13 protein-coding genes are annotated in these 10,078 nt (G+C 70.8%); 8 read left to right on the forward strand and 5 right to left on the reverse strand.

Annotated features, from left to right (window positions below; all coding sequences use genetic code 11):
- A partial coding sequence (locus PV721_RS36525; protein WP_319732078.1) for an SDR family NAD(P)-dependent oxidoreductase occupies positions 1-183 on the reverse strand: 183 nt, incomplete at its 3' end.
- Between the two features lie 187 nt (positions 184-370).
- Here PV721_RS36525 and PV721_RS36530 point away from each other — a divergent pair.
- From PV721_RS36530 to PV721_RS36540, 3 genes are all read left to right on the forward strand, one after another.
- A complete protein-coding gene (locus PV721_RS36530; RefSeq protein WP_319732099.1) occupies positions 371-1,516 on the forward strand; it encodes a GAF domain-containing sensor histidine kinase in 1,146 nt (381 codons plus the stop codon).
- A complete protein-coding gene (locus tag PV721_RS36535) occupies positions 1,509-2,171 on the forward strand; it encodes a response regulator transcription factor (RefSeq protein ID WP_319732080.1) in 663 nt (220 codons plus the stop codon). The genes PV721_RS36530 and PV721_RS36535 overlap by 8 nt, the downstream gene beginning before the upstream one ends.
- A 149-nt stretch (positions 2,172-2,320) precedes the next feature.
- Positions 2,321-2,566, forward strand: a complete 246-nt coding sequence (locus tag PV721_RS36540; RefSeq protein WP_319732101.1) for a chaplin — start codon at positions 2,321-2,323, stop codon at positions 2,564-2,566.
- 178 nt (positions 2,567-2,744) lie between these two features.
- On the opposite strand, the gene PV721_RS36545 is transcribed toward PV721_RS36540, so the two are convergent.
- Complete coding sequence (locus tag PV721_RS36545; RefSeq protein WP_319732082.1) at positions 2,745-3,518, reverse strand: hypothetical protein; 774 nt, start codon at positions 3,516-3,518, stop codon at positions 2,745-2,747.
- Between the two features lie 133 nt (positions 3,519-3,651).
- Here PV721_RS36545 and PV721_RS36550 point away from each other — a divergent pair, with 133 nt between their 5' ends.
- From PV721_RS36550 to PV721_RS36565, 4 genes are all read left to right on the forward strand, one after another.
- Entirely contained in the window at positions 3,652-4,455 is an 804-nt protein-coding gene (locus PV721_RS36550) for an ABC transporter ATP-binding protein (RefSeq protein WP_030717054.1), read from the forward strand.
- 52 nt (positions 4,456-4,507) lie between these two features.
- On the forward strand, positions 4,508-4,936 hold the full coding sequence (locus PV721_RS36555) for an NfeD family protein (RefSeq protein ID WP_319732085.1): 429 nt from the start codon (positions 4,508-4,510) through the stop codon (positions 4,934-4,936).
- An 84-nt stretch (positions 4,937-5,020) separates the two neighbouring features.
- On the forward strand, positions 5,021-6,007 hold the full coding sequence (locus PV721_RS36560; protein WP_319732087.1) for an SPFH domain-containing protein: 987 nt from the start codon (positions 5,021-5,023) through the stop codon (positions 6,005-6,007).
- An 89-nt stretch (positions 6,008-6,096) separates the two neighbouring features.
- On the forward strand, positions 6,097-6,867 hold the full coding sequence (locus PV721_RS36565; RefSeq protein WP_319732089.1) for a sulfite exporter TauE/SafE family protein: 771 nt from the start codon (positions 6,097-6,099) through the stop codon (positions 6,865-6,867).
- A 59-nt stretch (positions 6,868-6,926) separates the two neighbouring features.
- Here PV721_RS36565 and PV721_RS36570 read toward each other — a convergent pair whose 3' ends face one another.
- The 3 genes from PV721_RS36570 to PV721_RS36580 all read right to left on the reverse strand — a co-directional run bounded on the left by PV721_RS36570 (position 6,927) and on the right by PV721_RS36580 (position 8,958).
- Entirely contained in the window at positions 6,927-7,430 is a 504-nt protein-coding gene (locus PV721_RS36570; RefSeq protein ID WP_319732091.1) for an HNH endonuclease, read from the reverse strand.
- Positions 7,431-7,579: 149 nt separating this feature from the next.
- Positions 7,580-8,113, reverse strand: a complete 534-nt coding sequence (locus PV721_RS36575; RefSeq protein ID WP_319732093.1) for a YbhB/YbcL family Raf kinase inhibitor-like protein — start codon at positions 8,111-8,113, stop codon at positions 7,580-7,582.
- Positions 8,114-8,175: 62 nt separating this feature from the next.
- A complete protein-coding gene (locus PV721_RS36580; protein ID WP_319732095.1) occupies positions 8,176-8,958 on the reverse strand; it encodes a sporulation protein in 783 nt (260 codons plus the stop codon).
- A 114-nt stretch (positions 8,959-9,072) separates the two neighbouring features.
- Here PV721_RS36580 and PV721_RS36585 point away from each other — a divergent pair, with 114 nt between their 5' ends.
- The gene (locus tag PV721_RS36585) at positions 9,073-9,714 is read left to right on the forward strand and encodes a DNA-3-methyladenine glycosylase (RefSeq protein WP_319732097.1); all 642 of its coding nucleotides are present in this window, start codon (positions 9,073-9,075) and stop codon (positions 9,712-9,714) included.
- Positions 9,715-10,078 lie beyond the last annotated feature (364 nt).

The following is a 10,078-nucleotide window of genomic DNA, read 5'->3' on the forward strand; positions in this document are numbered from 1 at the left end:
ACCGCCACCCCTCACCGGGGCGCTGCGCGCCGCCCCTCCCCGTTGCTCCAGCGCGGCCGCCGCCTCGTCCAGCGCCGCCGCCCCCCGCGCACTCAGCACCAGGTCCCAGCCCTGCGCCGCAAGCTCCCCGGCCAGTGCCCGGCCGAGCCCCCTGGACGCCCCCGTCACGATCGCCACCGACATGACAGCTCCCTCGCCTCTTCCATCCCGATCAGCAGATGCCCCCAACCTAGGAAGGGCCCGCCCGGCGCCGCGTCGGCCGCGGGCCCCACCCGTACAGGTCCCTTGGACCTACGTCCATCGGGGGAGGCCCCGGCCCGATCCCGCAGGTCACGGCCGCGGGTACGGTGAGGCCATGACCGCAAGCCCCCTGCCGGGCGGACCCCGCAGCGGCCTGGCCGCAGTGAGCACCGCGCTGCTCGCCATGAGCCGCCGCCTTGAGGTCCGTGACGTCCTGCGCACGATCGTCGCGTCGGCCCGCGAGCTCCTGGACGCCGAGTACGCGGCCCTGGGCGTCCCGGACGACCACGGCGGCTTCGCCCAGTTCGTCGTGGACGGCATCAGCGCGGAGCAGTGGCGCCGCATCGGCCCGCTGCCCCGCCAGCACGGCATCCTCGCCGCGATGCTCCACGAGGACGGCCCCCAGCGGCTGGCCGACGTACGCGAGGACCCGCGCTTCGAGGGCTGGCCCGCCGCCCACCCCGACATGTCCGACTTCCTCGGCATGCCCGTCCGGGACGGCGAGGAGACCCTCGCCGCGATCTTCCTCGCGAACAAGCGGAGTGCCCCGGGCGGCCTGCGCGGCTTCACCGACGAGGACCAGGAGCTCCTCTCCCTCCTCGCCCAGCACGCGGCCATCGCCCTCACCAACGCCCGCCTCTACGAGCGCAGCCGCGAGTTCACCATCGCCGAGGAGCGCTCCCGGCTCGCCCACGAGCTGCACGACGCTGTCAGCCAGAAGCTCTTCTCGCTCCGCCTCACCGCCCAGGCCGCCGCAGCCCTCGTCGACCGCGACCCGGCCCGCGCCAAGGACGAGCTCCAGCAGGTGGCCGCCCTGGCGGCGGAGGCCGCCGACGAACTGCGCGCCGCCGTGACCGAGCTCCGCCCCGCCGCACTGGACGAGGACGGACTGGTCGCCACCCTGCGCACGCACGTCCACGTACTCGACCGCGCCCACACCGCGCACGTCACCTTCACGTGTGACGGCGTACGGGCCCTCCCCGCGACCCAGGAGGAAGCGGTCCTCCGCGTCGCCCAGGAGGCCCTCCACAACGCCCTGCGCCACTCGGGCGGCGACCGCGTGGAGGTCGCCCTCACCCGGACGCCCGCCGGCGGCGCGGTCCTCGAGGTCGTCGACTCCGGCAAGGGCTTCGACCCCCGGTTCGTCCGCCGGGCGGGCCGTCACCTGGGCCTGGTGTCCATGCGGGACCGGGCGGACGCCGTCGGCGGCCGGCTCACCGTGCACTCCGAGCCCGGCAAGGGCACGACGATCGAGATGGAGGTACCCGGTGGCTGAGAGCCCCGGCCGCAGCGGCAGCCGCGTTCGCGTACTGCTGGTCGACGACCACCAGGTGGTCCGGCGCGGCCTGCGCACCTTCCTGGAGGTCCAGGAGGACATCGAGGTCGTCGGCGAGGCCTCCGACGGCGAGGAGGGCATCGCCCGCGCCGAGGAACTGCGCCCCGACGTGATCCTCATGGACATCAAGATGCCGGGCACCGACGGGATCGAGGCGCTGCGCAGGCTGCGCGAGCTGGCGAACCCGGCACGGGTGCTGATCGTCACCAGCTTCACGGAGCAGCGGACCGTGGTCCCCGCCCTGCGGGCCGGCGCCGCGGGATACGTCTACAAGGACATCGACCCGGACGCCCTGGCCGGCGCCATCCGCTCCGTCCACGCGGGCCACGTGCTGCTCCAGCCGGAGGTGGCGGTCGCCCTGCTCTCCCAGGACGACCAGCGCCCTCCGGCGGGCCGGCCCGGCTCGCTGACCGACCGCGAGCGCGAGGTGCTCGGCCTGATCGCCGACGGGCGCTCCAACCGCGAGATCGCCCGCGCGCTGGTGCTGTCCGAGAAGACGGTCAAGACCCACGTTTCGAACATCCTGATGAAGTTGGACCTTTCCGACCGGACCCAGGCCGCATTGTGGGCGGTCAGGCACGGACTCGCCGAATAAGCGACATAAATCGGACCGTCTCCTTCCGGACTGAGATTCATACGGTCGGGTGTATGTCGCCCACATGGCGTATCCCTACCCCGGGGACCGCCGTTCTCCATGGCGTGCCGCGACGGCTGGTCGCGGCAGACGTACTGGAGGACGAGAACGTGAAGAACTTCAAGAAGGCCGCAGCCGTCACCATGATCGCGGGCGGCCTCGTCGCCGCCGGCGCCGGTGTCTCCTCGGCGCACGGCGGTGCGTCGGCGGAGGGCGAGGCCCTGAACTCGCCCGGCGTGGCCTCCGGGAACCTGCTCCAGGTCCCGGTCCACGTCCCCGTGAACGTGGTCGGCAACACGGTCAACGTGATCGGCCTGCTCAACGGCGCCTTCGGCAACACCGGCGTCAACGCCTGACGCGCCCCTCGCGCACCACGGCCCCGCTTCCCCCCTCTCCCCGGGAAGCGGGGCCCGCGGCACGTCCGCTCCCGATGCGCCCCTCGTACTGCTCCGCCCGGCAAGCCGGCCCCTCCGGCGTTCGAGGAGCGCGGTCCGCGGCGGAGCCCCGGGAACCCCGGCGCAGCCGAGGCTCCGCCTAGCTCCCCTCGACGGCCGAGTTGTACGCCGCGACGAGTGCCCGCCGGGCCACCCGCTCCACCGGCCGCAAGGCCTCCGCCCGCGCCGCCATCTCCGAGGCGGCCACCGCACCCCCGTGCCCGTTCTCGTACGCCAGCGACACCATCAGGTCCACCCGCTGCGCCAGCGCCAGCACCCGCACCGCCCGCGCCGGATACCCCGGCGCCAGCGCGTCCCGCCCCGCCTCAGCCCGCGCCCGGTACGCCGACAGCGCGGCCTCCGCCACCGGCCCGGACCCGGCCACGTCCAGCCGGGTCAGCGCCACGGTGGCCTCGCGCAGGGCCTCCGCCAGCTCCCGCTCCGCCTCGCTCAGCGACGGCACGTCGGCCGGCGGCGCCTCCCGCACCGGCAGGCAGTGCCAGGTCACCGACACGTGCACGTCACCCTCGGGCCCCACCTCGTCGACCTCGGGTACGAGCCCCAGCGCGGCCCCCGCACACACCACGGCCTCCTCGGCCTCCAGCGCCCGCGCATTGAACTCCGGCGGCCCGCTCAGCCCCAGCGGATGCCCCGGCGCCGGCAGAGCCACCCGCAGCCCCGTCACCCCCAGCGCCCGCATCCGGCCGAGCGCCAGGGTGAGCCCCACCGGACCCGGTTCGCCCGGCAGCCCCTCCACCCGGTGCACGGCGTCCTCGCCCACGATCGACAACACGGCCTCGTCGGGCGAGACCAGACCGGCCAGCAGCGCGTTCCCCCAGGCGGCCAGCCGCCCTGAACGTGGTTCGAAAAGCATCCCCCCACTTTACGGATCGCACCCCGCACCGGGCCCCGGCCCCGGACCCCTCTCCGAGTGGCGTAGGTTTTCCCCTGGGGCTGCGTCTACCGGCGCACAGAGAACCGTGACTGCAAGGGGTGACAACACGCTCATGAGCGATGTTCTGGAGCTGGTGGACGTATCCGTGGTCCGCGAGGGCCGGGCTCTGGTGGACCAGGTCTCCTGGTCGGTCAAGGAGGGCGAGCGCTGGGTGATCCTCGGCCCCAACGGCGCCGGCAAGACCACACTGCTGAACCTCGCCTCCAGCTACCTCTTCCCCACCAAGGGCACCGCCACCATCCTCGGCGGCACCCTCGGCAAGCCCGGCACCGACGTGTTCGAGCTGCGCCCCCGCATCGGCGTCGCCGGCATCGCGATGGCCGACAAGCTGCCCAAGCGGCAGACCGTCCTGCAGACCGTCCTCACCGCCGCCTACGGCATGACGGCGACCTGGCAGGAGGAGTACGAGGAGATCGACGAGCAGCGCGCCCGCGCCTTCCTCGACCGCCTCGGCATGACCGAGTACCTCGACCGCAAGTTCGGCACCCTCTCCGAGGGCGAGCGCAAGCGCACGCTGATCGCCCGCGCCCTGATGACCGACCCCGAGCTGCTGCTCCTCGACGAGCCCGCCGCCGGCCTGGACCTCGGCGGCCGCGAGGACCTCGTACGCCGCCTCGGCCGGCTCGCCCGCGACCCGCTCGCCCCCTCCATGGTCATGGTCACGCACCACGTCGAGGAGATCGCCCCCGGCTTCACCCACGTCCTGATGATCCGTCAGGGCAAGGTCGTCACCGCGGGCCCGATCGACCTCGAACTCACCTCCCGCAACCTGTCGCTCTGCTTCGGCCTCCCCCTGGTCGTCGAGCGCAACGGGAGCGACCGCTGGACCGCCCAGGGCCTTCCCCTGGGTCAGTAACGGCCCCCCCGCACCCTGTCCGGACCGCGCCCGCCGGACCTACCATGACCATGTGGACATCGACGCATGGGTGTGGTGGCTCATCGGCGCGGTCGGACTGGGCATCCCCCTCGTCCTGACGGCGATGCCGGAGTTCGGCATGTTCGCCGTCGGCGCCGTGGCGGCCTCCGTCACAGCGGCCCTCGGCGGGGGAGTGGTGGCACAGGTCCTGGTCTTCGTCATCGTGTCGGTCGCGCTCATCGCCGTCGTCCGGCCCATCGCCAACCGGCACCGCGACCAGCGCCCCCAACACCGCAGCGGCATCGACGCGTTGAGGGGCAGAACGGCCGTCGTCCTCGAACGGGTCGACGGCAGCGGGGGACGCATCAAGCTCGCCGGCGAGATCTGGTCGGCGCGCACCTTCGACACGGACACCAGTTTCGAACCGGGCCAGTCCGTGGACGTCGTGGAGATCGACGGGGCGACCGCCGTCGTGATGTGACAAGCAGCCTGCTCGCAGCCCGCGGGTCTGCGAGACTCCGCTCAACGGGGCAGCACAGACAGCCGGAAGGGCACGGGGAACCGCATGCAACCGATCATCATCGTCCTGATCATTCTGGTGGTTCTGGTCTTCATCGCACTGGTCAAGACGATCCAGGTGATCCCGCAGGCCAGCGCCGCCATCGTCGAGAGGTTCGGCCGCTACACCCGCACGCTCAACGCGGGCCTCAACATCGTCGTCCCGTTCATCGACTCGATCCGCAACCGCATCGACCTCCGCGAACAGGTCGTCCCCTTCCCGCCGCAGCCGGTCATCACCCAGGACAACCTGGTCGTCAACATCGACACGGTCATCTACTACCAGGTGACCGACGCCCGGGCCGCGACGTACGAGGTGGCCAGCTACATCCAGGCCATCGAGCAGCTCACCGTCACCACCCTCCGCAACATCATCGGCGGCATGGACCTGGAGCGGACCCTCACCTCCCGCGAGGAGATCAACGCGGCCCTGCGCGGGGTCCTCGACGAGGCCACCGGCAAGTGGGGCATCCGCGTCAACCGCGTCGAGCTGAAGGCCATCGAGCCGCCGACCTCCATCCAGGACTCGATGGAGAAGCAGATGCGCGCCGACCGCGACAAGCGCGCCGCGATCCTCCAGGCCGAGGGCGTCCGGCAGTCCGAGATCCTGCGCGCCGAAGGCGAGAAGCAGTCCTCCATCCTGCGCGCCGAAGGTGATGCCAAGGCCGCCGCGCTGCGCGCCGAGGGCGAGGCCCAGGCCATCCGCACGGTGTTCGAGTCCATCCACGCCGGCGACGCCGACCAGAAGCTCCTCGCCTACCAGTACCTCCAGATGCTCCCGAAGATCGCCGAGGGCGATGCCAACAAGCTCTGGATCGTGCCGAGCGAAATCGGCGACGCCCTCAAGGGCCTCTCCGGTGCCATGGGCAACTTCGGTCCCATGGGCGGCGGTTCCGGCTTCAACCCGCAGGGCGCGGGCAAGGACGGCGGCGGCATCCCCTCCGCACGGGACAAGGACGCCGCGGAGCGCCGCGAACAGCCCCCGATCGACTGAACGGCCATCCCCTCCTGCATGATCGGTGAGGCCCCTCGACCTTCATGGCGGGGAGGCGACTCACTCATGCAAAGGGGATGGCACAGTCCATGTCCATCTGGGAATCACTCGCGGTCCTCGCCGCCGGCATCGGCGCGGGCACGATCAACACCATCGTCGGCTCCGGCACGCTGATCACCTTCCCGGTGCTGCTGGCCACCGGCCTCCCGCCGGTGACCGCCAACGTGTCCAACACCCTGGGCCTGGTGCCCGGTTCGATCAGCGGAGCCATCGGCTACCGCAAGGAACTCCAGGGCCAGCGGGCCCGCATCCTGCGGCTGGGCTCCGTATCCGTCGTCGGCGGACTCGCGGGCGCGGTCCTGCTCCTCACCCTGCCGTCGGACTCCTTCGACACGATCGTGCCCGTCCTCATCGGACTCGCCCTCGTGCTCGTCGTCCTCCAGCCGAGGCTCGCCGCGGCCCTGCGCCGCCGACAGGAAGCCGCCGGTGGCGACACGAGCCACCCCGACGGCGGCCCGGTCCTGCTCGGCGGCATGCTGGTCTCCAGCGCGTACGGAGGCTACTTCGGAGCCGCCCAGGGCGTGCTCTACCTCGGCCTCATGGGCCTGCTGCTCCGCGAGGACCTGCAACGCATCAACGCCGTCAAGAACGTCATCGCCGCCCTGGTGAACGGCGTCGCGGCCGTCGTCTTCCTCTTCGTCGCCGACTTCGACTGGACGGCCGTCCTCCTCATCGCCGTCGGCTCCACCATCGGCGGCCAGGTCGGCGCCAAGGTCGGCCGCAGGCTCTCGCCGACCGTCCTGCGCGCGGTCATCGTGACGGTCGGCGTCATCGCCATCGTCCAGCTGCTGGTCCGCTGAGCGGCGTAGGAAACCTACGCCGCTCAGCGCGCGCGACGACCCGGCGAGCGGGTATCCGACTAGGCGGAGCGCTCCAGCCACTCCGGCAGGGCCTCCCGCGCGCCCACCCCCAGGGCCAGCAGCATCGCGTCCGCCGGAGACGGCACGAAGGGCTTCCGGAGGAGCGGCATCCCCGCCTCCTCCGGAGTCCGGGCCGCCTTGCGGTGGTTGTCCTCGGCGCAGGAGGCCACCGTGTTCAGCCACGTGTCCCCGCCCCCCTGGGCCCGGGGCAGCACGTGGTCCACGGTCGTCGCGCGTTTCCCGCAGTACGCGCAACGGTGCTGGTCCCGGACCAGCACCCCCCTCCGCGACCAGGGAGCATGTCTTCGGAAGGGCACCCGTACGTACCTGCAGAGCCTGATCACCCGGGGCATCGGAAGCTCCATGGTGGCGGCGCGCACACGCAGTTCGGGATGCGACTGTTCGACGACGGCCTTGTCCTGCAGTACCAGGACGACAGCCCGGTTCAGGGTCACCGTCGACAGCGGCTCGAAGCTCGCATTCAGCACCAGCGTGTCCCGCATCTCGCCCACCTCCCGTGTGCAGGCCCGCGACCACACCGGCGGCAGGGCCCGCAACCACTCTGGCCGCGCGCGCCACGCGGGACAACGCAATAAAAATGCCCGGTCCTGGCCTTCTTTAGACCAGGACCGGGCAAACGCTCGGAGAACGATCAGCGGGCGGGCGACTCGTACTCGGCGATCAGCTGAGCCCGCCCGAGGGCGTGGAACCGCAGATGGAAACCGACGGACGCCGGAGACGAGTCCTCGTCGGGGCCGAGCTGCTCCCGGTCCACCGCGTACACGGTGAACACGTAGCGGTGCCGCTCACCGCGCGGCGGAGCCGCCCCGCCGAAGTCCCGCGTGCCGTAGTCGTTCCGCGCGTGCACGGCCCCCTCCGGCAGCCCCGGGAAGTCCCCGCTGCCCGCCCCGGCCGGCAGCTCCGTCACCGACACCGGCAGGTCGAAGAGCACCCAGTGCCAGAACCCGCTGCCCGTGGGCGCGTCCGGGTCGAAGCAGGTCACGGCGAAGCTCTTCGTCCCCTCGGGGAAGCCCTCCCACCGCAGGTGCGGCGAGATGTTCTTCCCCGTGAGGACCTGGGCCGCGTGCAGATCGGCTCCGTGGGAGACGTCCTCGCTGGTCACCGTGAAGGACGGCACCTCGGGGTGGAAGTCGTGCGGAAGGGGCGCCCTGCTCTGCTCTGACACTGCTGAACCTCCGGGAGGGGGAGACATCGGATCCGCGTCCGCGTACGGACGCGGTCCCGAGCCTAGAACCAGTTGCGCTGCGAACCGACGCTGGCGATCCACTGGTTCAGATAAGCCGTCCAGTCCGTGCTCTGGTACGACTGCAGACCCACCTGGAAGCAGCGGTAGGTGTCGCTGCCCTCGCTGAACAGACCCGGCTTCTTGTCCATCTCCAGGACGACGTCCATCTCCCGGCCGTCCGAGATGAAGGTGAGCTCGACCTGGTTCAGCCCGCGGTACTGCGACGGCGGCAGGAACTCGATCTCCTGGTAGAAGGGCAGCGACTGCCGCGTCCCGCGGATGTGCCCGCGCTCCATGTCTGCACTGCGGAAGGAGAAGCCGAGCTGACGGAAGGCGTCGAGGATCGCCTGCTGCGCCGGCACCGGGTGCACGTTGATCGGGTCGAGGTCACCCGCGTCCACCGCCCGCGCGATCTCCAGCTCGGTGCTCACCCCGATGTTCATCCCGTGCAGGTGCTGACCCCCGAAGTGGGTGATCGGCGTCTCCCAGGGGATCTCCAGCCCGAACGGCACCACGTGCAGCGCGCCGGCCTCCACCTTGAAGGCACCGCCGAGACGCTGCTTCGTGAAGACCACGTCCTGCTTGTACTCCTGGTCACCACCCTCGACCTCGACCCGCGCCTGCAGCCCGACCGACAGCCCCTCGATCTGCTGCTCCACGGATCCGCCCTGGATCCGGACCTCGCCCTGGACGATTCCGCCCGGCACGACGTTCGGCTCGGTGATGATCGTGTCCACCGAGGCACCGCCGGCACCCAGGCTCGCGAACAGCTTCCTGAACCCCATGCTCAAACTCCCTGATACGGATCTAAGGACTGGCACTACGCCGCGCCTACCCCTTACCAACGCGGAACCTTAGGCCCCGGTTGCAGGTGTGCGCGTTCCACTACGCTCGACCGGATGAGCGCGCGCCCCGACCGTACGCCCCTGCCCAGGTCCTTCTTCGACCGGCCGGTCCTCATCGTGGCCCCGGACCTCCTCGGCCGCACCCTGGTGCGCCGTACCCCGGACGGCCCCATCGAACTGCGCATCACGGAGGTGGAGGCGTACGAGGGGGAGTCCGATCCCGGCTCACACGCCTACCGCGGCCGCACGGCCCGCAACGCATCCATGTTCGGACCGCCCGGACACGCGTACGTCTACTTCATCTACGGCATGTGGTTCAGCCTCAACCTGGTGTGCGGCCCACCGGACCACGCGAGCGGGGTCCTGATCCGCGCCGGGGAGATCACGACGGGCGCCGACCTCGCCGCCAAACGTCGACTTTCAGCCAGAAACCCGAGAGAACTGGCCAAAGGCCCGGCTCGTCTCGCCACCGCCCTGGAGGTGGACCGCTCCCTGGACGGCACCGACCTCTGCGCGGGCCCCGATTCCCCCTTGTCCCTCCTCACCGGCATCCCCACCTCGCCCGACCTGGTGAGCAGCGGCCCGCGCACGGGAGTCGGCGGAGCCGGCGCCATTCACCCGTACCGCTTCTGGATCACCCACGACCCGACGGTGAGCCCGTACCGCGCCCACGCGCCACGCCGCCGCTCAACTTGACTCGACCCGGCCACACGCCTAACGTAGCCCGAGCCGCTTGAACGGGGCACTGCCATCAGCAGACCTCCGGAGCGGCCAACCCACTCACTACGACTTACCCCTGGCGGGGTGCTATTCGGCATGCCCGAATTCCTTCGCCGGCCACTCGATTATGAATGGCAAGGGATAAGCGCTAATGTGGTGGAGCGCCGAAAGGCAAAGACCCCCAACGGTCACCTAATTCAAATCCAAGTCGGAAACGACGAGGAAATGATCTGGTAGAGTTGGAAACGCAAGAACACAGAACGAAAGCCCGGAGGAAAGCCCGAGAGGGTGAGTACAAAGGAAGCGTCCGTTCCTTGAGAACTCAACAGCGTGCCAAAAA

It is taken from the genome of Streptomyces sp. MB09-01, from assembly GCF_033794505.1.
GTDB lineage: Bacteria > Actinomycetota > Actinomycetes > Streptomycetales > Streptomycetaceae > Streptomyces.

What these genes read in the sequence shown, in the direction of transcription:
- PV721_RS36545 (WP_319732082.1), bottom strand. Translation starts at nt 3,518, where the DNA reads ATGCTTTTCGAACCACGTTCAGGGCGGCTGGCCGCCTGGGGGAACGCG.
- PV721_RS36550 (WP_030717054.1), top strand. Translation starts at nt 3,652, where the DNA reads ATGAGCGATGTTCTGGAGCTGGTGGACGTATCCGTGGTCCGCGAGGGC.
- PV721_RS36560 (WP_319732087.1), top strand. Translation starts at nt 5,021, where the DNA reads ATGCAACCGATCATCATCGTCCTGATCATTCTGGTGGTTCTGGTCTTC.
- PV721_RS36565 (WP_319732089.1), top strand. Translation starts at nt 6,097, where the DNA reads ATGTCCATCTGGGAATCACTCGCGGTCCTCGCCGCCGGCATCGGCGCG.
- PV721_RS36570 (WP_319732091.1), bottom strand. Translation starts at nt 7,430, where the DNA reads ATGCGGGACACGCTGGTGCTGAATGCGAGCTTCGAGCCGCTGTCGACG.
- PV721_RS36580 (WP_319732095.1), bottom strand. Translation starts at nt 8,958, where the DNA reads ATGGGGTTCAGGAAGCTGTTCGCGAGCCTGGGTGCCGGCGGTGCCTCG.
- PV721_RS36585 (WP_319732097.1), top strand. Translation starts at nt 9,073, where the DNA reads ATGAGCGCGCGCCCCGACCGTACGCCCCTGCCCAGGTCCTTCTTCGAC.